This window comes from Streptomyces sedi (genome assembly GCF_006335015.1).
GTDB lineage: Bacteria > Actinomycetota > Actinomycetes > Streptomycetales > Streptomycetaceae > Streptomyces > Streptomyces sedi.
In genome coordinates this window covers 426552-453334 of the sequence record NZ_VDGT01000002.1, presented here as the reverse complement: position 1 = coordinate 453334, position 26783 = coordinate 426552, and the positions used below count along the sequence as shown (strand labels likewise).

Below are 26783 nucleotides of genomic sequence, written 5' to 3'. Positions count from 1 at the left end.
TGGTCGCCGGCGCGCAGCGCCAGGTCCACGTAGGCGGCGCCGGGCAGCACCGCCGAGCCCAGCACCCGGTAGTCCGCGAGCCACGGGTGGCTGCGCGCGGAAAGCCGCCCGCTGAACACCAGCCCCTCGGAGTCGGCGAGTTCGGTGACCGCGCCGAGCACCGGGTGCGCCACCCGGCCCAGGCCGGCGGCCGTCACGTCGCCCGCGGCCGTCGGCGCCGCGGTGGGCCAGAACCGCTCACGCTGGAACGGGTAGGTCGGCAGCGCCACCCGCCGCGCCGCCGGCAGCGGCCAGGTCACCCGGCCGCCGCGGGCGAAGAGCCCGCCGGCCGACAGCAGCAGCCGGTGTGCGCTGCCGTCGCCGCGGCGCAGCGACCCCGTCACCACGCCGTCGTCGCCGAGCAGTTCCCCGAGCCCCGCCACCAGCACCGAGTGCGGGCTGACCTCGACGAACGCGCGGTGGCCCGCGGACGCCAGGGCGGAGACGGCGTCGGCGAACTCCACCGTCCGCCGCAGACTCCGGTACCAGTAGCCGGCGTCCAGCTCGGCGGTGTCCAACCAGTCGCCGGCCAGCGGCGAGTAGTACGGCACGTCGCCGGTACGGGGCGTCACCCCGGCCAGCCCGGCCAGCAACTCGGCCTCGACGGACGCCACCTGGTGGGAGTGCGGGGCGTAGTCCGCCTTGACCCGCCGCGCCCACACGCCGCGCTCCGCGCAGTCGGCCAGCAGCTCCTCCAGCGCGTCGACGTCGCCGGAGACCACCACGGAGGCGGGCCCGTTGACGACACCGACGGCGAGCCGCCCTTCCCAGCGGGCCAGCAGTTCCCGCACGGCGGCCACGTCGAGCGCGACGGAGACCATGCCGCCCCGGCCGGCCAGCGAGGCCAGCGCGCGGCTGCGCAGCACCACCAGCCGCGCCGCGTCCGGCAGCGACAGGGCGCCGGCGACGCAGGCCGCCGCGATCTCGCCCTGCGAGTGCCCGAGCACGGCGGCCGGCTCGACGCCCCAGGACCGCCAGGTGGCGGCCAGCGACACCATCACCGCGAACAGCGCGGGCTGGACGACGTCCAGACGTTCCATCAGCTCCGGATCGTCGATGGCGTCCAGCAGCGGCCAGTCGACGAACTCGGCCAGCGCCGTCGCGCACTCCACCATCCGTTCGCGGAACACCGGTGAGGAGTCCAGCAGTTCGCGCGCCATGCCGAGCCACTGCGTGCCGTGCCCCGGGAAGACGAACACGACGCCCGCGCCCCGTCCACGTGCCACGCCCGTCACCAGGTTCGGCGCCTCGCGCCCCTCGGCGAGCGCGGCCAGCCCGGCCCGCAACTCCGCCCGGTCCCGGCCGACCAGCACGGCCCGGTGGTCGAAGACGGTGCGGGCGCGCAACGCCTCGGCCACGTCGACCAGTTCGTGGTCGCCGTTCGCCCCGGGGCCGTGCTCCGGCGCGGGGGCGACCGCGGCCAGCAGCCGGGCGGCCCGCTCGCGCAGCGCCTCGGCGGAGCGGGCCGACAGCACCCACGGCAGGGCCTCCGGCGTCGGCTCCTCGCGCTCCCCGGCCGGGGCCGGCTCGTCGGGGGCCTGCTCGATGATGGTGTGCGCGTTGGTGCCGCTGAACCCGAACGAGGAGACGCCCGCCCTGCGGGGCCGGTCCACGGCCGGCCAGGGCCGCTCGTCGGTGAGCAGTTCCATCGCGCCGGCCGACCAGTCGACGTGCGGCGACGGCTCGTCCACGTGGAGCGTGCGCGGCAGCACCCCGTGCCGCATGGCCAGCACCATCTTGATGATGCCGGCGACGCCGGCGGCGGCCTGGGTGTGGCCGATGTTGGACTTCACCGAACCCAGCCACAGCGGCTCGCCGTCGCCCCTGCCCTGCCCGTAGGTGGCGAGCAGCGCCTGCGCCTCGATCGGGTCGCCCAACGTGGTGCCGGTGCCGTGCGCCTCCACCGCGTCCACGTCGCCCGTGGTCAGGCCCGCGCTCTCCAACGCCTGGTGGATCACCCGCTGTTGGGAGGGGCCGTTGGGCGCGGTCAGGCCGTTGGAGGCGCCGTCCTGGTTGACGGCCGAGCCGCGCACCAGCGCCAGCACCTCGTGCCCGTTGCGCCGCGCGTCGGAGAGCCGCTCCACCAGCAGCATCCCGATGCCCTCGCCCCAGCCGGTGCCGTCGGCGGCGGCGGCGAACGCCTTGCAGCGGCCGTCCGACGCCAGCCCGCGCTGCCGGCTGAACTCGACGAACGCGCCCGGCGTCGACATCACCGTCACCCCGCCGGCCAGCGCCAGCTCGCACTCCCCCGACCGCAGCGCGGCCACCGCCTGGTGGAGCGCCACCAGCGAGGAGGAGCACGCCGTGTCGACGGTGACCGCCGGGCCCTCAAGACCGAACGTGTAGGAGAGGCGGCCCGACATCACGCTCGCCGAGCTGCCGGTCGCCGCGTACCCGCCGATGTCCTCGGCCGCGCCGCCCAACACCGTCGCGTAGTCCTGCATGTTGGAGCCGACGAACACGCCGACCCGCTCCCCGCGCAGCCCGTCCGGGTCGATCCCGGCGCGTTCGAACACCTCCCAGGACGTCTCCAGCAGCAGCCGCTGCTGCGGGTCCATCGCCAGCGCCTCGCGCGGCGACAGCCCGAAGAAGCCAGCGTCGAACTCGGCCACCCGGTCCAGGAACGCGCCCACCCGCGTGTACGAGGTGCCGGCGGCGGCCGGGTCCGGGTCGTAGAGCGCCGCCAGGTCCCAGCCCCGGTCGGTCGGGAAGTCGGAGACCGCGTCGCCGCCCTCGGTCAGCAGCCGCCACAGGTCCTCCGCCGACGCGACCCCGCCGGGGAACCGGCAGCCCATCGACACGATCGCGATCGGCTCGTCGGAGACCCCTCGCGCCACCACCGCCGGCGCGCTCTCCGGCGTCTCGTCCAGGACCGCCGCCAGCAGATGGTCGGCGAGCGCCCCGGCGCTCGGATAGTCGAAGACCACCGTCGCGGGCAGCGTCAGCCCCGACACCGCCACCAGCCGGTTCCGCAGCTCGACGGCGGTCAGCGAGTCGAACCCCAGCTCACGGAAGGCCCGTTCGGGGTCCACCGCGTCGGCCGACGCGTGCCCCAGGACGGCCGCCGCCTCCGCCAGCACCAGCGAACGCGCCAGCTCGACCCGCCGCTCCGCGTCCAGGCCCGCCAGCCGGGCCCGCAGCGCCGCGCCCTCCGCGCCCTCGCCCGGCCCGTCGCCGCCCGGGCCGCCGGCGACCGCTTCCCGCGCCTCCGGCAGCTCGGCCAGCAGCCGGCTCGGCCGCCCCACGGTGAACGCCGGCGCGAAACGCTCCCAGTCCACGTTGACCAGCACCGTTCCGGCCGCGCCGCCGCCCACCGCGTCGCCGACCGCGCCCACCGCCGACTCCGGCGGCAGCGCCGGCAGCCCGCGCCTGGCCAGCTGCCGGCGGGCCTCCGCGTCCGCCATCCCGCCGCCGTCCCACGGCCCCCAGGCCACCGCCGTGCCCGGCAGGCCGCGCGCCACCCGGTGCGCGGCCAGCGCGTCCAGATAGGCGTTGGCCGCGCCGTAGGCGCCCTGCCCGCCGCCGCCCCACACGCCGGCGATCGACGAGTAGGCGAGAAACGCGTCCAACGGCGCGTCGACCAGCAGCTCGTGCAGATGCGCGGCGCCCGCCACCTTGCCGGTGACCGTGCCCGCGAACGCGGCCAGGTCCAGCGCGTCGACCGGCGTCCCGTCGTCGGCGCCGGCGGCGTGCACCACCGCCCGCACCCCGTCACCGTCGGCCGCCAGCCGGTCCAGCAGCGCGGCCAGCCCGTCCCGGTCGGCGATATCCACCGCGGCGACCGTGACCCTGGCCCCCAGCGCCACCAGCTCCGCCTCCACCTCGGCCGCGCCCGCAGCCGCCGGGCCGCGCCGACTCACCAACACCAGGTGCTCGGCGCCCCGTTCCGCCAGCCACCGCGCGGTCCTGACGCCCAACGCGCCCAGCCCCCCGGTCACCAGCACCGTCCCGCGCGGCACCCACTCGCCGCCCGCGGCCGGCCGACCGGCCCGCCGCAGCCGCCGCGCGAACACCGCGTCGCCGCGCACCGCGACCTCGTCCTCCACACCGGCCAGCAGCCCCACCAGCCGGTCGGCGACCGGCCCGTCCCACACCTCCGGCAGATCCACCAACCCGCCCCAGCGGTCCGGGTGTTCCAGCGCGACGGACCGCCCGAGGCCCCACACCAGCGACTGGCCGAAACCGGCCACCGGGTCCCCGTCGACCGCCGCCACCGCGCCCGCCGTCAGGCACCACAGCGGCGCCGCCACCGCCACGTCGCCCAGGGCCTGCACCAGCGCCAGCGTGGCCGCCGCGCCGCTCGGCACCGCGGGGTGCGCCGGGTGCGGCGCCTCGTCCAACGCCAACAACGAGAGCACGCCGTCGAGTTCGGCACCCGGACCGGCCGCGTCGGCGGCACGCAGCGCCTCCGCCAGGCCGGCTCGGTCCCACGCCCCGGGCTCGACCACCGTCAGTTCCAGACCCCGCTCGGCGAGCAACCCGCCCAGTGCGGCGGCCCGTTCGTCACCCGGCGGCACCACCAGCAGCCAACGGCCGGACGCGGACACAGCCCCACGCTCCCCGACCCGCTGCCACTCGACGGTGTAACGCCAGCCGTCCACCTCCGACTTGGCGCGGCTCGCCCGCCGCCAGGAGGACAGCACCGGTGCCACCGCACGCAGCGACTCGGCCGCCGCCTCGTCGGTGATCCCCAGCGACTCGGCCAGCGCCCCCGCCGTCTCCTCGCCCTCCGACGCGGCGCTTTCCAACGCGGCCCAGAACCGTTCCTCGTCGGCATCCACCGCCCCCGCCGTGCCCGACCCCTCCGGCGCGTCCAGCCAGTAGCGCTGGTGCTGGAAAGCGTAGGTGGGCAGGTCGACGCGGGTGGGGGTGTCGGGGAAGAACGCGGGCCAGTCGAGGGCGACGCCACGGATGTGGGCCTGGGCGAGGGCGGCGAGCAGCGCCGACTCCTCGTCCCGGTCGGCGCGCAGCGCCGGGATGAACGCGGCCTCGGGCGCCGACTCCTGGCCGAGGGCGGAAAGCGTCCCACCCGGACCAATCTCAAGGAACGTGGCTATGCCCTGGTCGGCGAGCGCGGTGACGGCATCGGCGAAACGCACCGCCTCCCGGACGTGCCGCACCCAGTAGGCGGGATCGGCCAGCTCCTCGACCGATACGGACCGCCCGGTCAGGGTCGACACGATCGGCAGGCTGGGCGTGCCGCAGGTGACCCCTTCGAGGACCCGGCGGAAGTCCTCCAGCATCGGATCCATCAGCGGCGAGTGGAACGCGTGACTGACCCGCAGCCGCGTGACCTTGCGGTCCTGCCCCCGCCAGTGCTCGGCGACCGCCTCCACCTCTTCCGCGTCGCCCGAAACCACCACCGACGAGGGCCCGTTGACGGCGGCGATGCCGACGTTTCCGTTCAGCGTCGGCGACACCTCGTCCTCGGTCGCCCGGATCGCGACCATCGCCCCACCGGACGGCAACGCCTGCATCAACCCCGCACGCGCCGCCACCACCCGCGCCGCATCCGACAGCGACCACAGACCGGCCACATGCGCGGCGGCCAGTTCACCGATCGAGTGGCCCGCGAGGACATCCGCGCGCACCCCCCACGACTCCAACAGCCGGAAGAGAGCGACCTCCACCGCGAACAGCGCCGGCTGGGTGAACCCCGTCTCGTTCAGGACGGCTTCGTCCTCACCGAACAGCGCCTCGGCGACCGCCGGATCGAAGTGCCCCAGCGCCTCGTGCAACGCGTCGGCGAACACCGGGTAGCGGGCGGCGAGTTCGCGGCCCATGCCGAGCCGCTGCGAGCCCTGACCCGAGAAGAGGAACCCGAGACCACCGGCGGCGACGGTGCCGCTGAAGACGCCCGTCGACGGCCGCCCCTCCGCCAACGCCGCCAACCCGTCCCACAACGCCGCTCGATCCGCGCCCAGAACCACCGCCCGGTGCTCGAACGGCGCCCGAGACGTCGCCAGCGAGAACGCCACATCCGTGGACGCCAACTCGGGCCGCCCGTCCAGGTGTTGGCGCAGCCGCGCGGCCTGGTCGCGCAGCCCCGCCTCACCACGCGCCGACACCACCCAGGGCAACAGCCCCCCATCCGGCGCCGGGGCGTACTCCGGCTCCGGAACCTGCTCGATGATCGTGTGCGCGTTCGTCCCGCTCACGCCGAAGGACGAGACGGCCGCCCTGCGCGGCTGCCCCGTGGCCGGCCAGGGTCGGGCCTCGGTGAGCAGCTCCACGTCGCCAGCCGACCAGTCCACGTTGGTCGAGGGCTCTCCGACGTGCAGGGTCGGGGGCAGCTGGCCATGGCGCATGGCCATCACCATCTTGATGATTCCGGCGACGCCGGCGGCGGCCTGGGTGTGCCCGATGTTCGACTTGATGGAGCCCAGCCACAGCGGCTCGTCCCCGGAACGGTCCTGGCCGTAGGTCGCGAGCAGCGCCTGCGCCTCGATCGGGTCGCCCAACGTGGTGCCCGTGCCGTGCGCCTCCACCGCGTCCACGTCGCCCGTGGTCAGGCCCGCGCTCTCCAACGCTCGCCGGATCACCCGCTGTTGGGAAGGACCGTTGGGCGCCGTCAGACCGTTGGACGCACCGTCCTGGTTGATCGCCGAGCCCCGTATCACCGCCAGCACCCGGTGGCCGTTGCGGCGGGCGTCGGAGAGCCGCTCCACCAGCAGCATCCCGACGCCCTCGCCCCAGCCGGTGCCGTCCGCGTCGTCGGAGAACGAGCGGCAGCGGCCATCGGCCGACAGTCCGCGCTGCCTGCTGAAGTCGACAAAGGTACCCGGGGTCGCCATGACCGCGACGCCGCCGGCCAGCGCCATCGAGCACTCGCCCGACCTCAGCGCCTGGGCGGCCCAGTGCAGGGCGACCAGCGACGAGGAGCAGGCGGTGTCGACCGTGACCGCCGGACCCTCCAGGCCCAGGGCGTAGGCGACGCGGCCCGAGGCGATGCTGCCGGCGCCGCCGGAGCCGAGATACCCCTCGACGCCCTCCGGTACCTCCCGCAGCCGGGCGACATAGTCGTGGTACATCACGCCGGCGAAGACCCCGACCGCGCTGCCGCGCACCGCGTGCGGGTCGATCCCGGCACGCTCGAACGCCTCCCAGGACGTCTCCAGCAGCAACCGCTGCTGCGGGTCCATCGCCAGGGCCTCACGAGGCGAGATCCCGAAGAACGCCGGATCGAACTGGTCCGCGTCGTGCAGGAAGCCACCCTCACGGGCATACGAGGTACCGGTGTGGTCGGGGTCCGGGTGGTAGAGCGCGTCGAGGTCCCAGCCTCGGTTGGTGGGGAACTCGCTGATGGCGTCCGTGCCCTCCAGCACCAACCGCCACAGAGCCTCCGGCGAGTCCACCCCGCCCGGATAACGGCAGGCCATCCCAACGATGGCGATCGGCTCATCCGTCGCCACCACCGTCGCCGTGGCACGCCTCGGCTCGACGACGACCGGCGCTCCGACGAACTCCGAACCGATGAACGCCGCCAACGCGGCGGGCGTCGGATAGTCGAAAACCAGCGTCGCCGGCAACCGCAGCTCCGTCGCGCCATTGAGACGGTTACGCAACTCCACCGAGCTGAGCGAGTCGAAGCCCAGTTCCCTGAACGGACGCTCGGGGGCGATGGCGTGCGCGGAGTTGTGCCCCAGCACCGTCGCCGCGTGCGTACGCACCAGCTCCAGCAGCGCCTTCCCCCGCTCCGCCTCCGTCAACCCCGCCAACGACCGCGCCAACGCCGAACCGTCGGCGGCGGCACCAGCGGCGGCAGCCGCACGGCGCGCCGGCGCCCGCACCAGACCACGCAGCAACGGCGGCACGGGCTGGCTGCGGGCCTGCCGGCGCAAGGTCGGCAGGTCGAGCGGCAGCGGAACGAGCACGGCCCGGTCGGCCGAACCGGCCGCGTCGAAGAGCGCCAGCCCCTCGTCGGGCTCGATGGGAACCAGCCCACCACCCGTGATCCGACGGGTGTCCCCCGCGCCCAGACTCCCCGCCATACCGCCCTCGCTGGCCCACAGCCCCCAGGCCAGCGAGGTGGCGGGCAGCCCAGCGGCCCGCCGCTGCTGCGCCAGCGCGTCGAGGAACGCGTTGGCCGCCGCATAGTTCCCCTGCCCCGGACCACCCAGCACACCGGCCACCGAGGAGAACAGCACAAACGCCGACAGCTCCCGGTCCCGCGTCAGCTCGTGCAGATGCCACGCCGCGTCCACCTTCGGCCGGAAGACCGCGTCGATCCGCTCAGGAGTAAGAGAACCGATCGTCCCGTCATCCAACACGCCAGCCGTGTGCACCACGGCCGTCACCTCGCGCTCCGCCAACAACGCTGCCACCGCAGCCCGTTCGGAGACATCACAGGCCGCGAAGGACACCTCGGCACCCGCCGCCCGCAGTTCATCCCGCAGCTCGTCCGCACCCTCGGCGGCAGCACCGCGCCGGCTCACCAACAACAGGCGCGAGACGCCTCGTTCCGCCACCAGATGCCGCGCCACGAGACCACCCAGGGTGCCCGTCGCCCCCGTCACCAACACCTCACCCGCACCAAAGCCCGGGTCCTCGACCGCCCCGGAGTCGACACGGACCAGCCTGGGTACGCGTATCTCCCCGCCACGCAGCGCCAGTTGCGGCTCCCCGGTGGCCAACACGCCCGGCAGCACGGCGTCCAGCGCCGTCGGGTCATCCACGTCGAGCAGCACGATCCGGTCCGGGTTCTCCGACTGCGCGGAGCGCACCAAACCCCACACCGCCGCCTGCGCCGCATCCCCCACCGCTTCCTCGGCGGAGGTCGCCACAGCACCCGAGGTGACAACGAGCAACCGCCCGTCGGCCGCGTTCTCGTCCGCCAACCAGCTACGCACCGTCTCCAGCGCCCAGTACGCCGCAGCATGGGCATCGGCGACCGGATCGGCCCCCGAGCCGGACGGGCAGGAGGCCACGGTCGCGTCGGCCGACTCCGGCACCTCACCCTCCGGCGCGCGCAGAGAGATCCAGTCGACGCCCAACAGACCGTCTGCGCCCGGCTGTTCGACGGCGGCCGGGCGCAGCACCAGCGTCTCCACTGTGGCGACGGGTGCGCCGGCGCCGTCGGCGACCGCCAGCGAGACACCGCCGGCCCCCAACGGGGTCAACTGCACCCGCAGCACGCTCGCCCCGGCCGCGTGGAGTCGCACCCCCGTCCAAGAGAACGGCAACCCACCCTCGTGGCCCGTGAGTCCGACAGCGTGCAGTGCCGCGTCCAGCAGCGCCGGATGCAACCCGAAGCCCTCCGCCTTCACGCCCTCCGGCAGCGCCACCTCGGCGAACACCTCACCACCCGCACGCCAAGCGGCCCTCAACCCGCGAAACGCAGGACCGTAACCGAAACCACCGGCCGCCATCCCCTCGTAGAAGCCGCCCAGATCGACGGCCTCGGCCCCGGCCGGCGGCCACTCGGCCAGCCCCGGCTCCTCAACCCGGCCCCCGGCACGCACCACACCCGTCGCGTGCCGCGTCCACGCCCGACCGTCCTCGCCCGCATCGCCCTCACTGGAGTGGAAGGCCAACTCGCGACGGCCCGAACCGTCCGCCGCCCCCACCGACACCTGCACCCGCACCGAGCCACTCACCGGAAGCACCAACGGCGCCTCCAGCGTCAGCTCCTCCACCAGATCGCACCCGACCTGGTCACCGGCCCGCACCGCCAGCTCGACGAAGGCGGTTCCGGGGAACAGCACCACGCCCTGGATCACGTGATCGGCCAGCCACGGATGCGTCTGAACGGACAGCCGGCCCGTCAGCAACACTCCATCGGTGCCACCGACCGCGACCGCCGCGCCCAACAGCGGATGCTCGGCCGAACCCAACCCGGCCGCCGCCACATCGCCGACCAGCGGCAACGCATCGGGCCAGAACCGCCGGTGGCGGAACGCGTAGGTCGGCAGATCAACGCGCCGGGCACCGCTGTCCGCGAAGAACGCCGACCAGTCCACGGGCACGCCCCGCGTGTGCGCCTCGCCGAGGGCCGTCAACACGGCCAGCTCCTCCGGCCGGTCGGCGCGCAGGGCGGGAACGAACGTGGCCTCGGGCGCCGACTCCTGGCCGAGGGCGGAGAGCGTCCCGCCCGGGCCTATCTCGACAAAGGTTCCCACTCCTTCCGCGGCCAACAGGCTGACGGCGTCGGCGAAACGCACCGCCTCGCGCACGTGCCGCACCCAGTAGGCGGGATCGCTCAGCTCCTCCGGGAACGCCAGCCGCCCGGTGAGGGTCGACACGATCGGCAGGCTGGGCGTCCGGTAGGTGACCTCGGTCAGGACTCGCCGGAAGTCCTCCAACATCGGGTCCATCAGCGGCGAGTGGAACGCGTGACTGACCCGCAGCCGCGTCACCTTGCGGCCCTCGACACGCCAGTGCTCGGCGACCGCCTCCACATCCGCCTCGGCACCCGAAACCACCACGGACGAGGGCCCGTTGACGGCGGCGATCCCGACATTTCCGTTCAGCGTCGGCGACACCTCGTCCTCGGTCGCCCGGATCGCGACCATCGCCCCACCGGACGGCAACGCCTGCATCAACCCGGCACGCGCCGCCACCACCCGCGCCGCATCCGACAACGACCACAGTCCCGCGACATGCGCGGCAGCCAACTCACCGATCGAGTGACCGGCCAACACGTCCGCGCGCACACCCCACGACTCCAACAGCCGGAAGAGCGCCACCTCCACCGCGAACAGCGCCGGCTGGGTGAACCCCGTATCGATCAGCGCATCCTCGTCCTCACCGAACAGCACCTCGGTGACCGAGGGATCGAACTCCCCCAGCGCCTCGTGCAACGCGTCGGCGAACACCGGGAAACGGGCCGCCAGTTCACGCCCCATCCCGAGCCGCTGCGCGCCCTGCCCCGAGAACAGAAACGCCACCCGACCGGGTGCGTCCGCCACGCCCACCGTCACGGCAGCGCTCGGACGCCCCTCGGCCAACGCCTCCAGAGCATCACGGAACCCCGCCCGATCCTCCGCGACGATCGCCGCCCGATGTTCCAACGCCGCACGCGAAGTCGCCAACGACAGCCCCACGTCCACGGGTGCGTGTTCTTCCACCAGACCAAGGAGCCGCTCAGCCTGTCCCCGCAACGCCTCCCCGTCACGCGCCGACAGCACCCAGGGCAACAACCCCGCCCCACCCACCGACTCAAGCTCAGGCTCAGGCTCCGCCGACTCCACGACCGGCGCCTGCTCGATGATCGTGTGCGCGTTCGTCCCGCTGAACCCGAACGACGACACCCCGGCCCGCCACGGCCGATCGACCACCGGCCAAGCCCGTTCCTCCCGCAACAACTCCACCGCACCGGCCGCCCAGTCCACATGACTCGACGGCTCATCCACATGCAACGTGCGCGGCAACACCCCGTACCGCATCGCGAGAACCATCTTGATGATTCCCGCAACACCCGCCGCCGCCTGCACATGGCCGATGTTCGACTTCACCGAGCCCAGCCACAGCGGCTCGTCGCCTGACCTCTCGCGCCCGTAGGTGGCGAGCAGCGCCTGCGCCTCGATGGGGTCACCCAACGTGGTGCCGGTGCCGTGCGCCTCGACCACGTCCACCTCCGCCGCGGACAGCCCGGCCGACGCCAACGCCTGCCGGATCACCCGCTGTTGGGAAGGCCCGTTCGGCGCCGTCAGACCGTTCGACGCACCGTCCTGGTTCACGGCCGAGCCCCGCACCACGGCCAACACCTGGTGCCCGTTCCGCTGGGCGTCCGAAAGCCGTTCCACGAAGAGCATCCCGATGCCCTCGCCCCACCCGGTGCCGTCCGCGCTCTCCGCGAACGCCTTGCAACGACCGTCCAGCGAAAGGCCGCGCTGCCGGCTGAACTCGACGAACGCGCCCGGAGTCGACATGACCGTCACCCCGCCGGCCAGCGCCAGCTCGCACTCCCCCGACCGCAGGGCGGCCACCGCCTGGTGCAGGGCGACCAGCGAGGAGGAGCAGGCCGTGTCGACCGTGACGGCCGGGCCCTCGAAACCGAACGTGTAGGAGAGGCGACCCGAGATGACGCTGGCGGCGTTGCCGGTGGCCAGATAGCCGCCGACCTCCTCGGTCGCGCCGCCGAAGAGCGTGCCGTAGTCCTGCACGTTGGAGCCGACGAAGACGCCGACCCGTTCGCCACGTAGGGTGGCCGGGTCGATGCCGGCGCGCTCCAGGACCTCCCAGGAGGTCTCCAGCAGCAGCCGCTGCTGCGGATCCATCGCCAGCGCCTCACGAGGCGAGATCCCGAAGAAGTCGGCGTCGAAGCCGGTCGCGTCGGAGAGGAACGCGCCCAGCCGCAGATAGGTGGTGCCGACCGCGTCCGGGTCGGGGTCGTAGAGCGAGGCCAGGTCCCAGCCGCGGTCGGCCGGGAAGTCGGTGACGGCGTCGCCGCCCTCGACGAGCAGCCGCCACAGGTCCTCGGGCGACTCGACGCCGCCGGGGAAGCGGCAGGCCATCCCGACGATCGCGATCGGCTCGTCCGTGACGCCGACGACCGCGGCCGGCGCGTCAGGAACGGCGGCGCTCGCGCCGGTCAGCTCGGTGTGCAGATAGGTGGCGAGGGCGGCGGCGGTCGGGTAGTCGAAGACCAGGGTCGCCGGCAGCGCCACACCCGTCGCCTCGCTGAGACGGCCGCGCAGTTCGACGGCGGTCAGCGAGTCGAAGCCCAGCTCGCGGAAGGCACGGGTCTCCGGGATGCCCGCGCCGGAGGCCAGGCCGAGTACGGCGGCGGCCTCGTCGCGGATCAGTTCCGTCAGCTGCCGTCGCCGCTCGGTCTCGTCGAGCCCCGCCAGCCGCCGGGCCAACGCCGAGGTGACGGGCTCGGCCGTCTCGGTCTCGAACGCCGCGCGGACGGCCGGCAGTTCACCCAGCAGCGGGCTGGGACGCTGCGCCATGAACGTGCCGGCGAAACGTTCCCAGTCGACGTCCGCGATCACCACGTTGCCGTCACCGTGCTCCAGCGCGGCGGCCAGGCCCGCGATCGCCACCGCCGGCGCCATCGCCGGCAGCCCCAGGCGCCGCAGCTGCCCGGCCACGTCCCCGCCTGCGTCGGCGACCATGCCACCGTCGGCCCACGGGCCCCACGCCACGGCCGTGCCCGGCAGACCGACCGCCCGCCGGTGCGCGACCAGCGCGTCGAGATAGGCATTGGCCGCGGCGTAGCCGCTCTGCCGGCCGCTGCCCCAGATGCCGGCGATGGACGAGAAGACCACGAACGCGTCCAACGGCCGATCGGCCAGCAGCTCGTGCAGATGACGCGCACCATCCACCTTCGCCGCGAACACCTCGGCGAACTCGCCCGGATCGGTGGGGTCCACGTCGGACAGCAGCCCTGAACGCTCGATCCCGGCGGCGTGCACCACGGCGGTCAACGACGGTATGCCGTCCAGGAGTTCAGCGACGGCGTCCCGGTCGGTCAGGTCACAGGCCGCGAACGTCACCTCCGCCCCCAACCCCACCAACTCGGCACGCAGTTCCTCAGCACCCGCCGTCGCACCACCCCGACGGCCAGCCAACACCAACCGCTCCGCACCATTCACCGCCAACCAACGCGCCACACGCCCGCCCAAAGCACCCAGCCCACCCGTCACCAACACCGTGCCACCCGGCGACCAACCACCCCCCGCCGCCACAGACGAACCACGCGGCGCCGGCACCAAACGACGCCCCAACAACTCCCCACCGCGCACCGCCACCTGATCCTCACCACCACCACCGGCCAAAACAGCGGCCAGCAACTCACCCGACCGCTCGTCCCACTCCCCCTCCGGCAAATCAACCAGACCACCCCAACGCTCCGCCTGCTCCAACCCCGCAACCCGACCCAAACCCCACACCATCGACTGCTCAAAACCACCCACCACATCCCCCGCCACCGCCGCCACCGCACCCGACGTCACCGCCCACACCCGAACCGAAGGCTCCGCCGCACCCAGCGCGCGCAGCAACGCCACGGTCGCCGTGATCCCGGCGGGCACGGTCTCCTCACCGGGGGCAAGCAGCCCCAACAGCGAGACGACACCCGCCAGTTCGGGCAGTCCGGCCAGCCGATCCGACCAGTCCCCCACACCCGACTCAACCGAGACCACACGCACCCGCGCACCCCGCGCGGCCAGAGCCTCACGCACCCATGCGGCGCGCTCCTCGCCGGCAGGCGCCACCACCAGCCAGTCGCCCGCCAACGCCCCGTCCCCGGCGGCCACCGGCCGCCACTCCACCTGGTACCGCCACTCCTCAGAAACCGACCGGTCCTGCTGCTCGCGGCGCCAGGCGGCCAGCCGGGGCAGTGCCGCGCTCAGCGGATCGTCCGACGACAGTTGCAGGGCGTTCCCCAGCTCGGCGAGGTCGCCGTCCTCCACCGCGGCCCAGAAGCGCGCCTCCACCGGCGACATCCGCGCGTCGCCGCCCGCGTCGGGGGCCGCGGCGGCCAGCCAGTACCGCTCCCGCTGGAACGGGTAGGTGGGCAGCGCGACGCGCCGGGCGCCGCTGCCCGCGAAGAACGCCGGCCAGTCGACCGTCACGCCCCGCGCGTGCAGCGCGCCGACCGCGCTGACCAGCGCGCTCTCCTCCGGCCTTTCGGCGCGCAACGCCGGCAGGAAGACCGCGTCGGGCGCGTTGTCCAGGCCCAGCGCGGAGAGCGTCCCGCCGGGGCCGATCTCGACAAAGGTGGTCACGCCCTCGCCGGTCAACGAGGTGACGGCGTCGGCGAAACGGACCGCCTGCCGCACATGCAGCACCCAGTACTCCGGGTCCGCCCACTCCTCGGCCGACACCAGGCGACCGGTCAACGTCGAGACGACGGGCAGCGACGGGGCGTGGTAGCTGACGCCTTCGAGCACCCGGCGGAAGTCGTCCAGCATCGGGTCCATCAGCGGGGAGTGGAACGCGTGGCTCACCCGCAGCCGGGTGACCTTCCGCCCCTCGCCACGCCAGTGCTCGGCGACCGCCTCAACCTCTTCCGCGTCGCCCGAAACCACTACCGAAGACGGCCCGTTGACGGCGGCGATCCCGACGGAGGCCGGCAGCGTCGGCAGCACCTCGGCCTCGCTCGCCCGCACGGCCACCATCGCCCCACCGGGCGGCAACGCCTGCATCAACCCGGCACGCGCCGCCACCACCTTCGCCGCATCCGACAGCGACCAGAGACCGGCCACATGCGCGGCGGCCAGTTCACCGATCGAGTGGCCCGCGAGCACGTCCGCCCGCACTCCCCACGACTCCAACAGCCGGAACAGCGCCACCTCCACCGCGAACAGCGCCGGCTGGGTGAACCCCGTCTCGTTCAGCGCCGCTTCGTCGTCGCCGTACAGCGCCTCCCGCACCGCGGGGTCGAACTCGGCCAACGCCTCGTCCAGCGCCTCGGCGAACAGCGCGTAGCGGGCGGCGAGTTCACGGCCCATGCCGAGCCGCTGCGCGCCCTGCCCGGCGAAGAGGAAGCCCAACCGGCCGGGCTGGTCGGGGACTTCGCCCCGGATCACGGCGCCGCTCGCCCGCCCCTCGGCGAGCGCGGCCAGCGCCTCACGGAACGATTCCGGGGCGTCGGCCACCAGCACGGCGCGCTGTTCGAGCGCCGACCGGGAGGTGGCGAGCGCGTAGCCGACATCCGCCGGGTCCAGTTCGGCGACGTCGACGCCGAGCCGCTCGGCCTGCTGCCGCAGCGCCGTCTCGCTCCGGGCAGACAGCACCCAGGGCAGCACCGCGCCCTCGGGCCAGTCGCGGACGGGCTCCGGCTCCCACTCGGGCGCCGGGGCGGGGGCCTGCTCGATGATGGTGTGCGCGTTGGTGCCGCTGAACCCGAACGACGACACCCCGGCCCGCCACGGCCGGTCCACGGCGGGCCAGGCCCGCTCGTCGGTGAGCAGGGAGACGGCGCCGGCCGACCAGTCGACATGGCTGGACGGCTCGTCCACGTGCAGTGTGCGCGGCAGCACGCCGTGCCGCATGGCGAGGACCATCTTGATCACCCCGGCGACACCGGCGGCGGCCTGGGTGTGACCGATGTTGGACTTCACCGAGCCCAGCCACAGCGGCCGGTCGGCGGGCCTCTCCCGCCCGTAGGTGGCCAGCAGGGCGTGCGCCTCGATGGGGTCGCCCAACGTGGTGCCGGTGCCGTGCGCCTCGACCACGTCCACCTCGGCGGCCGTCAGCCCGGCCGACGCCAACGCCTGCCGGATCACCCGCTGTTGGGAAGGACCGTTCGGCGCCGTCAGACCGTTCGACGCACCGTCCTGGTTCACGGCCGAGCCCCGCACCACGGCCAACACCTCGTGCCCGTTCCGCCGGGCGTCCGAGAGCCGCTCCACGAAGAGCATCCCGATGCCCTCGCCCCACCCGGTGCCGTCCGCGCCGTCCGCGAACGCCTTGCAACGGCCGTCGACGGCAAGCCCGCGCTGCCGGCTGAACTCGACGAACGCGCCCGGAGTCGACATGACCGTGACGCCGCCGGCCAGCGCCAGCTCGCACTCGCCGGACCGCAGCGCCTGCACGGCGAGGTGGAGGGCGACCAGCGAGGAGGAGCAGGCCGTGTCGACCGTGACCGCCGGGCCCTCGAAACCGAACGTGTAGGAGAGCCGCCCCGACATGACGCTCGCCGAACTGCCGGTGGCGGCGTAGCCACCGGTGTCCTCGGCCGCGTCGCCCAGTATTCGGCCGTAGTCCTGCATGTTGGAGCCGACGAAGACGCCGACCCGTTCACCGCGCAGCGCCTCCGGGTCGACGCCGGCGCGCTCCAGCAGCTCCCAGGAGGTCTCCAGCAGCAGCCGCTGCTGCGGATCCATCGCCGCCGCCTCACGCGGCGAGATCCCGAAGAACCCGGGGTCGAAGTCGGCGACCCCGTCGAGGAAGGCGCCCACCCGGCTGTAGGTGGTGCCGGGGTTGCCGGGGTCCGGGTCGTAGAGCGAGGCCAGGTCCCAGCCGCGGTCCGTGGGGAAGTCGGTGACGGCGTCGCCGCCCTCGACCAGCACCCGCCACAGCTCCTCCGGCGAGGTGACCCCGCCGGGGTAGCGGCAGGCCATGGCGACGATGGCGATCGGCTCGTCGGTCACGCCGGGCGCGACGGCCGGCACGGTGAGGGCCGCCACCGCCGGGTCGGCGCCGGAGAGTTCGGTGCGTAGGAAGGTGGCGAGGGCGGCGGCGGTCGGGTAGTCGAAGACCAGGGTCGCCGGCAGCGCCACGCCCGTCGCCTCGTTGAGCCGGCTCCGCAGCTCCATCGCGGTCAGCGAGTCGAAGCCCAGGTCGCGGAAGGCACGGGTGGCGGAGAACGCCTCCCCCGAGACATGCCCGAGGACTGCGGCGGCCTCGGCCCTGACCAGTTCCGTCAGTTGGCGCTCCTGCTCCGCCTCGTCGAGCCCCGCCAGCCGCCGGGCCAACGCCGAGGTGACGGGCTCGGTCGTCTCGGTCTCGAACGCCGCGCGGACAGCGGGCAGTTCACCCAGCAGCGGGCTGGGACGCTGCGCCATGAACGTGCCGGCGAAACGTTCCCAGTCGACGTCCGCCACGACGACGTTGCCTTCGTCGCCCTCCAGCGCGGCGGCCAGGGCGGCGATCGCCGGCTCGGGGGCGAGGGGCGCGAGGCCGAGGCGGCGCAGCCGGCCGGCCGCGTCGCCGCCGGCGTCGGCGACCATGCCGCCGCCGTCCCACGGGCCCCACGCCACGGCCGTGCCCGGCAGACCGACCGCCCGCCGGTGCGCGACCAGCGCGTCGAGATAGGCGTTGGCCGCGGCGTAGGCGCCCTGACCACCGCTGCCCCAGACACCGGCGATGGACGAGAAGACCACGAACGCGTCCAACGGCCGGTCGGCCAGCAGCTCGTGCAGATGACGCGCACCATCCACCTTCGCGGCCAGCACCTCGGCGAGATCGGTCGCGTCAAGCTCGGCGACGGCGGCCGAACGCTCGATGCCGGCGGCGTGCACGACGGCGGTCAACGACGGTATCTCGTCGAGGAGTTCGGCGACGGCGTCCCGATCGGTCAGATCACAGGCCGCGAACGTCACCTCCGCACCCAACCCCACCAGCTCGGCACGCAGTTCGTCGGCACCCGCCGTCGCACCACCCCGACGGCCAGCCAACACCAACCGCTCCGCACCATTCGCCGCCAACCAACGCGCCACACGCCCGCCCAAAGCACCCAGCCCACCCGTCACCAACACCGTGCCACCCGGCGACCAACCACCCCTCGCCGCCACAGACGAACCACGCGGCGCCGGCACCAGACGACGCCCCAACAGCCCACCCTCACGCACCGCCACCTGATCCTCACCACCACCACCGGCCAAAACAGCGGCCAGCAACTCACCCGACCGCTCGTCCCACTCCCCCTCCGGCAAATCAACCAGACCACCCCAACGCTCCGCCTGCTCCAACCCCGCAACCCGACCCAAACCCCACACCATCGACTGCTCAAAACCACCCACCACATCCCCCGCCACCGCCGCCACCGCACCCGACGTCACCGCCCACACCCGAACCGAAAGCCCCACACCAAGCAACGCCACCGTGTCAACCAACCCCAACAACGACACCACACCCGCCAGATCGGACCCACCCGAGAGCCGCTCCGACCAGTCCCCCACACCCGACTCAACCGAAACCACACGCACCCGCGCACCCCGCGCGGCCAGAGCCTCACGCACCCATGCGGCGCGCTCCTCGCCGGCAGGCGCCACCACCAGCCACTCCCCCGCCAACACCGCATCCCCGGCCGCCACCGGCCGCCACTCCACCCGATACCGCCACCCGTCAGACAGTGCCCGGTCCCGCTGTTCGCGGCGCCAGGCGGCCAGCCGGGGCAGCACCGCGCTCAGCGGATCGTCCGAGGAGACCTCCAGGGTGCGTGCCAGCTCGGCGAGGTCACCGTCCTCCACCACGTCCCAGAACCCGGCCTCCACCAGCGACATCCGCTCCCCGGCCGCCGCCACATCGCCGACCAGCGCCGGCGCGTCCAGCCAGTAGCGCTCCCGCTGGAACGCGTACGTCGGCAACTCCACACGCCCGGCCTCACCACCGGCCAGAAACGCCGACCAGTCCAACGCGACACCACGCGTGTGGAGTTGACCCACTCCCTGCAACGCCGCCACCGGCTCCGAACGACCACCGCGCAACACCGGAACGAACACCGCGTCCGGCGCGGACTCCTGCCCCAACGCCGCCAACGACCCACCAGGACCCACCTCGACAAACGTCGACACACCCTCACCCACCAGGCTGTCGACAGCATCGGCGAACCGCACCGCCTCCCGCACATGCCGCACCCAGTAGGCGGGATCGCTCAGCTCCTCGACCGATATGGACCGCCCGGTGAGGGTGGAGACGATCGGCAGGGTGGGCGTGCCATAGGTGACCTCGGTCAGGACCCGACGGAAGTCCTCCAGCATCGGATCCATCAACGGCGAGTGGAACGCATGACTCACCCGCAGCCGCGTCACCTTGCGGCCCTCACCGCGCCAGTGCTCGGCGACCGCCTCCACATCGCCCTTGGCACCCGAAACCACCACCGACGAAGGCCCGTTGACCGCCGCGATGCCGACAGAGACCGGCAGCGTCGGCAACACCTCCGCCTCACTCGCCCGCACCGCCACCATCGCCCCACCGGCCGGCAACGCCTGCATCAACCCCGCACGCGCGGCCACCACCCGCGCCGCATCCGACAACGACCACAACCCCGCCACATGCGCCGCCGCCAACTCACCGATCGAATGCCCCGCGAGAACATCCGCCCGCACACCCCACGACTCCAACAACCGAAACAGCGCCACCTCCACCGCGAACAACGCCGGCTGAGTAAACCCCGTCTCGTTCAGCGCCTCCTCGTCCTCACCGAACAACACCTCAGCGACCGAAGGATCGAACTCCCCCAACGCCTCATCCAGCGCCGCCCCGAACACCGGATAACGAGCCGCGAGTTCACGCCCCATCCCCAACCGCTGCGCGCCCTGCCCCGAGAACAGGAATCCCACCCGACCCGGTTCGTCGGGGACTTCGCCCCGGACGACGGCGCCGCTGGGACGGCCCTCGGCCAGCGCGGTCAACGCCGCGACGAACTCCTCGCGCTCACCGGCCACCACCACCGCACGGTGCTCCCACAACGCCCGCGACGTCACCAACGCCCGCCCCACATCGACCAGTTCCTCGTCCCCGAGCACCTCCACCAGCCGCGCCGCCTGCCCCCGCAGGGCACCCGCATCACGCGCCGACAACACCCACGGCAACACCGTCCCCACCGGCAACCGCTCAACGGGCGCGGCCGACTCGACGGCCTCCGCGGGCTCCGGGGCCTGTTCGACGATGACGTGAGCGTTCGTGCCGCTGAACCCGAACGACGACACACCGGCCCGCCAGGGGCGGTCCACGGCGGGCCAGGCGCGCCGGTCGGTGAGGAGGGAGACCGCACCGGCCGACCAGTCGACATGGCTGGACGGCTCGTCGACGTGCAGCGTGCCGGGGAGCACGCCGTGCCGCATGGCGAGGACCATCTTGATGACCCCGGCGACACCGGCGGCGGCCTGGGTGTGGCCGATGTTGGACTTCACGGAGCCCAGCCACAGTGGCCGGTCGGCAGGCCGGCCCTGGCCGTAGGTGGCGAGCAGCGCCTGCGCCTCGATGGGGTCGCCGAGCCGGGTCCCGGTGCCGTGCGCCTCGACCGCGTCCACTTCCGCGGCGGTGAGCCCCGACGCGGCCAACGCCTGCCTGATGACGCGCTGTTGGGAGGGGCCGTTGGGCGCGGTGAGGCCGTTGGACGCGCCGTCCTGGTTGACGGCCGAGCCCCGCACCACGGCCAACACCTGGTGCCCGTTGCGCTGGGCGTCGGAGAGCCGCTCCACCAGCAGCAGCCCGACGCCCTCGCCCCAGCCGGTGCCGTCCGCGCCGTCGGCGAACGCCTTGCAGCGGCCGTCCAACGCGAGCCCGCGCTGCCGGCTGAACTCGATGAACGCGGCGGGCGTCGACATGACCGTCACGCCGCCGGCCAGCGCCAGCTCGCACTCCCCCGACCGCAGCGCCTGCACGGCGGAGTGCAGGGCGACCAGCGAGGAGGAGCAGGCGGTGTCGACCGTGACGGCCGGGCCTTCGAGGCCGAAGGTGTAGGAGATCCGGCCGGAGACGACGCTTGCCGCGTTGCCGGTGCCGGCGTAGCCCTCGACGTCAGGTTGGGCGGACGCCAGCTTCGCGTAGTCCTGGCCGTTGGTGCCGACGAAGACCCCGGCCCGGCTGCCGCGCACCGCGTGCGGGTCGATGCCGGCGCGTTCGAACGCCTCCCAGGCGGTCTCCAGCAGCAGCCGCTGCTGCGGGTCCATGGCGAGCGCTTCGCGGGGCGAGATCCCGAAGAACGCGGGGTCGAACTCGGCCGCCAGGTCGAGGAACGCGCCGAGCCGGCTGTAAGAGGTGCCGGAGCGGGTGGGGTCCGGGTCGTAGAGCGCCGCCAGGTCCCAGCCGCGGTCCGTGGGGAAGTCGGTGACGGCGTCGCCGCCCTCGACGACCAGCCGCCACAGGTCCTCGGGGGACTCGACGCCGCCAGGGAAGCGGCAGGCCATGCCGACGATGGCGATCGGCTCGTCCGTGGCGGCGGGTGCCGGCCCCTCGGGGGCGGCGGCCAGCACCCCGCCGAGCAGTTCGGCGCCCAGGTGCGCGGCGAGCGCGGCGGGCGTCGGGTAGTCGTAGACGAGGGTGGCGGGCAGGCGCAGTTCGGTGGCCGTGTTGAGCCGGTTGCGAAGTTCGACCGAGCTGAGCGAGTCGAAGCCGAGTTCCCTGAACGGGCGGTCGGGCGTGATGGCCCGCGTGGAGCTGTGGCCGAGTGCGGCGGCCACCCGGTCGCGCACCAGGTTCAGCAGCGCCTTCTCCCGCTCTGCGGCGGTCAGCCCGGCCAGCGACTGGGCCAGCGCGGACCCGGCGACGGCGACGGAGGAGCCGGCGGCGGCCGTGCGGCGCGCGGGGGCCCGCACCAGTCCGCGCAGCAGCGGCGGCACGGGCTGACTGCGGGCCTGCCGGCGCAAGGTCGGCAGGTCGAGCGGCAGCGGAACGAGCACGGCCCGGTCGGTCGAACCGGCCGCGTCGAAGAGCGCCCGGCCCTGCTGGGCGCCGATGGGCACCATGCCGGCGTTGGTGATCCGCCGCACGTCGGTGGCGTCCAGGCCACCGGCCATGCCTTCGGTGTCGGCCCACAGTCCCCAGGCGAGGGAGGTGGCGGGCAGCCCGGCGGCGCGTCGGTGCTGGGCGAGCGCGTCGAGGAACGCGTTGGCCGCCGCGTAGTTGCCCTGCCCAGGACCGCCCAGCACACCGGCGGCGGAGGAGAACAGCACGAACGCCGACAGTTCCCGGTCACGGGTCAGCTCGTGCAGATGCCACGCGGCGTCCACCTTCGGCCGGAAGACGGTGTCGATCCGCTCGGGGGTGAGCGAACCGATCGTCCCGTCGTCCAGCACGCCAGCCGTGTGCACCACGGCCGTCACCTCGCGCTCAGCCAACAAGGCAGCCACAGCCGCCCGTTCGGAGACATCACAGGCCGCGAAGGTCACCTCCGCCCCCGCCGCCCGCAGTTCCTCGCGCAACTCCTCCGCGCCCTCGGCCGACGCACCGCGCCGGCTCACCAACAACAGGCGCGTGACCCCGCGTTCCGCCACCAGATGCCGCGCGACGAGACCACCCAGGGTCCCCGTCGCCCCCGTCACCAACACCTCACCCGCACCAAAACCAGCATCCTCAACGACCTGCCGCTCCACCCTGGCAAGTCGCGGCACCCGTATCTCACCGCCCCGCAACGCCACTTGGGCCTCACCGGTGGCCAACACACCCGGCAGCACCGCATCCCACGCCGCCCGATCGGCCAGGTCCACGTCCACGTCCAGGTCGAGCAGCACGATCCGGTCCGGGTTCTCCGACTGCGCCGACCGCACCAACCCCCACACCGCCGCCTGCGCCACATCCCCCGCCACCGCATCGTCGGCAGAGGTCACCACCGCGCCACGAGTAACGACGACCAACCGCCCGTCAACCGCGCTCTCCTCCGCCAACCAGCCCCGCACCGTCTCCAACGCCCAACCCGCCGCAGCACGAGCCCCGGCAACCGGATCAGTCCCCGCACCCGTCGGGCACACCGCCACCAACACCTCACCTGACCCCGACACCTCACCCTCCGCCACCGGCACAGCCAACCAATCCACGCCCAGCAGCCCCTCCACATCGGCCCGCTCCACCGACGCCGGACGCAACACCACCCCATCCACCGACGCCACCGGAGCCCCCACACCATCCGCCACCGCCAACGACACACCACCCGATCCCGCGACCGACAGCCGCACCCGCAGCACACTCGCCCCGGACGCATACAGCCGCACACCCGACCACGAGAACGGCAGACCGCCCTCGCCGCCCATCAACCCAACGGCGTGCAACGCCGCGTCCAACAGCGCCGGATGCAGCCCAAAGCCGTCGACCCCCACTCCTTCGGGGAGGGCGATCTCGGCGAACACCTCGCCCTCGCGCCGCCAGGCGGCCCTCAGTCCCTGGAACACCGGCCCGTGGTCGAAGCCGTGCTCGGCCAACCTGTCGTGGATGCCGTCCAGGTCGGCGACCTTGGCGCCGGCCGGCGGCCACTCGGTGAGAGGCACACCGGTCGACGGTGCGCCTTCCCGCAGCACGCCGGTGGCGTGCCGGGTCCAGGCACGGCCGTCGTCGTCGGACTCGCCCTCGCTGGAGTAGACGGTCACCTCGCGCCCGCCCGTGGCGTCCGCCGCCCCCACCCACACCTGCACCCGCACCGCACCGCTCGCCGGCAGGACCAGCGGCCTCTCCTGCGTCAGCTCCTCCACCAGATCGCACCCGACCTGGTCGCCGGCCCGCACCGCCAGCTCGACGAACGCCGTGCCCGGCAGCAGCACCGCGCCGTTGACGGCGTAGTCGGCCAGCCACGGGTGGGTCCGCACGGACAGCCGGCCCGTCAGCAGCACCCCGTCGGTGCCGCCGACCGCGACCGCCGCACCCAGCAGCGGGTGCTCGGCCGCGCCGAGCCCGGCCGCCGCCACATCGCCGACCAGCGTCGGCGCGTCCAGCCAGTAGCGCTCCCGCTGGAACGCGTACGTCGGCAACTCCACACGCCCGGCCTCACCACCAGCCAAAAACGCCGACCAGTCCAACGCGACACCACACGTGTGAAGTTGACCGACTCCCTGCAACACCGCCACCGGCTCGGGACGGCCACCACGCAACACCGGAACAAACACCGCGTCCGGCGCGGACTCCTGCCCCAACGCCGCCAACGACCCACCAGGCCCCACCTCGACAAACGTCGACACACCCTCACCCACCAGGCTGCCGACAGCATCGGCGAACCGCACCGCCTCCCGCACATGCCGCACCCAGTACTCCGGCTCCGCCCACTCCCCCGCCGACACCAACCCACCCGTCAACGTCGACACCACCGGCAAAGCCGGCGTGCCATAGGTGACCTCGGTCAGGACCCGACGGAAGTCCTCCAGCATCGGATCCATCAACGGCGAGTGGAACGCATGACTCACCCGCAGCCGCGTCACCTTGCGGCCCTCCCCGCGCCAGTACTCAGCCACCGCCTCCACATCACCCTCGGCACCCGAAACCACCACCGAAGAAGGCCCGTTGACCGCGGCGATGCCGACGGAGACCGGCAGCGTCGGCAACACCTCCGCCTCGCTCGCCCGCACCGCCACCATCGCCCCACCGGCCGGCAACGCCTGCATCAACCCCGCACGCGCCGCCACCACCCGCGCCGCATCCGACAACGACCACAACCCCGCCACATGCGCCGCCGCCAACTCACCGATCGAATGCCCCGCGAGAACATCCGCCCGCACACCCCACGACTCCAACAACCGAAACAGCGCCACCTCCACCGCGAACAACGCCGGCTGAGTAAACCCCGTCTCGTTCAACGCCTCCTCGTCCTCACCGAACAACACCTCGGCCACCGAAGGATCGAACTCCCCCAACGCCTCATCCAGCGCCGCCCCGAACACCGGGTAACGAGCCGCGAGTTCACGCCCCATCCCCAACCGCTGCGCGCCCTGCCCCGAGAACAGGAATCCCACCCGCCCCGGGGTGGCCTGTCCCAGTGCCAGACCGGGGGAGTCGTCGCGGCCTTCGGCCAGCGCGGTCAACGCGGCCAGGAACTCCTCGCGTTCACCGGCCACCACCACCGCGCGGTGGGGGAAGGCCGTGCGGGTGGTGGCCAGGGCGTGGCCGATGTCGGCGGGGGTGTCGTCCCGGTCGGCGAGGGCGGCGGCGAGCCGTGCGGCCTGGGCGCGGAGCGCTTCGGGGGTGTGGCCGGAGAGCGGCCAGGGCAGCACGGTGGCGGGGTGCGGCCGGTCGGTCGCGGCCGGGGGTTCCTGGTCGGTGGGGGGTGCCTGTTCGAGGATGATGTGGGCGTTGGTGCCGCTGACGCCGAAGGAGGAGACGCCGGCGCGGCGGGGTTCGCCGGTCTCGGGCCAGGGGCGGTGCTCGGTGAGCAGGGAGACCGCGCCGGCCGACCAGTCGACGTGGCTGGACGGCTCGTCGACGTGGAGGGTGCGCGGCAGTTCGCCGTGCCGCATGGCGAGGACCATCTTGATGACGCCGCCGACGCCGGCGGCGGCCTGGGAGTGGCCGATGTTGGACTTCAGGGAGCCGAGCCAGAGCGGTTCCGCCTCGCCTCTGCCCTGGCCGTAGGTGGCGAGCAGCGCCTGCGCCTCGATGGGGTCGCCCAGCGTCGTGCCGGTGCCGTGTGCCTCGACGGCGTCGACCTGCGCGGGGGTGAGGCGGGCGGAGGCCAACGCCTGGTTGATGACGGCGCGTTGGGACGGTCCGTGGGGGGCGGTGAGGCCGTTGGAGGCGCCGTCCTGGTTGACGGCCGAGCCGCGTACCACGGCGAGGATCGGGTGCCCGTTGCGCTGGGCGTCGGAGAGGCGTTCGACCAGCAGCATCCCGACGCCCTCGCCCCAGCCGGTGCCGTCGGCACCCTCGGCGAAGGACTTGCAGCGGCCGTCGACGGAGAGCGCCCGCTGTCTGCTGTATTCCACGAAGGTGCGGGGTGTCGACATGAAGGTGGCGCCGCCGGCCAGGGCGAGGGAGCACTCGTCGCGGCGGAGCGCGACCATCGCGAGGTGGAGGGCGACGAGCGAGGAGGAGCAGGCGGTGTCGACGGTGACGGCGGGGCCGGTCAGGCCGAGGGTGTAGGCGATCCGGCCGGAGGCGATGCTGGCGGCGCTGCCGTTGGAGAGGTAGCCCTCGTAGCCGGCCGGTGCCTGGGGCAGTCGGCTGGCGTAGTCGTTGTAGACGAGGCCGGCGAAGACGCCGGTTCTGCTGTCCCGGGCGCCGGCGGGGTCGATGCCGGCGCGTTCGAACGCTTCCCAGGCGGTCTCCAGCAGCATCCGCTGCTGGGGGTCGGTGGCCAGCGCCTCGCGGGGGGAGATGCCGAAGAACTCGGGGTCGAAGTCGGCGGCGTCCTGGAGGAATCCGCCGTGCCGGGTGAGGGAGGTGCCGGCGTGGTCGGGGTCGGGGTGGTGGAGTTGTTCGACGTTCCAGCCGCGGTCGGTGGGGAACTCGGTCACGGCGTCCGTGCCGTCGGCCAGCACCCGCCACAGGTCCTCGGGCGACTCGACGCCACCGGGGTAGCGGCAGCTCATCCCGATGATGGCGATGGGCTCGTGCTCCCGCTCCTCGACCTCGCGCAGCCGTCGGCGGGCGCTGCGCAGGTCGTTGGTGGCCCGCTTGAGGTAGTCGCGGAGCCTGGCCTCGTTCTCCAT

General features: G+C 73.5%; 1 protein-coding gene (only partly in view). It reads right to left on the bottom strand.

The annotated features are described in order from the left end of the window. Positions 1-26783: the 5' portion of a type I polyketide synthase gene (locus FH715_RS04720; protein WP_139640947.1), read on the bottom strand. The gene continues 2548 nt to the left of window position 1, outside the view; 26783 of the gene's 29331 nt are visible here — the first part of the coding sequence; it begins with the start codon at positions 26781-26783; the stop codon falls past the left edge of the window.